We start from the raw sequence: 255 nt of genomic DNA, 5'->3' as shown, positions 1-255 counted from the left end.
CCCTTCGAGGCCGTGATGGCAAAGGGCGGCATCGACGCCACGTCGGTCGAGGGCGCGAAGGAAATTCCCTACGATATCGCCGATTTCCGCTGCGATCTGCACACGACGGATGTTGGCGTGCCGGTCCTGTGGTGGCGCTCCGTCGGCCATACGCACACCGGATATGCGGTCGAATGCTTCGTCGACGAACTCCTGCAGGCGACAGGGCAGGATCCGGTGGCGGGCCGGCTCGCCATGATGGGCAAGGCGCCGCGC

At 66.3% G+C, this 255-nt stretch carries 1 pseudogene; it reads left to right on the top strand.

Going from position 1 to position 255, the window contains the following annotated elements:
• Positions 1-255 (top strand): annotated as a pseudogene (locus tag QSV46_RS40290) (aldehyde oxidase); the annotation flags it as partial.

This window comes from Bradyrhizobium cosmicum, assembly GCF_032290525.1.
GTDB classification, from domain to species: Bacteria; Pseudomonadota; Alphaproteobacteria; order Rhizobiales; family Xanthobacteraceae; genus Bradyrhizobium; species Bradyrhizobium cosmicum_A.
The sequence above is the reverse complement of the archived record's forward strand: the minus strand, read 5'-3'. Positions and strand labels throughout refer to the sequence as shown.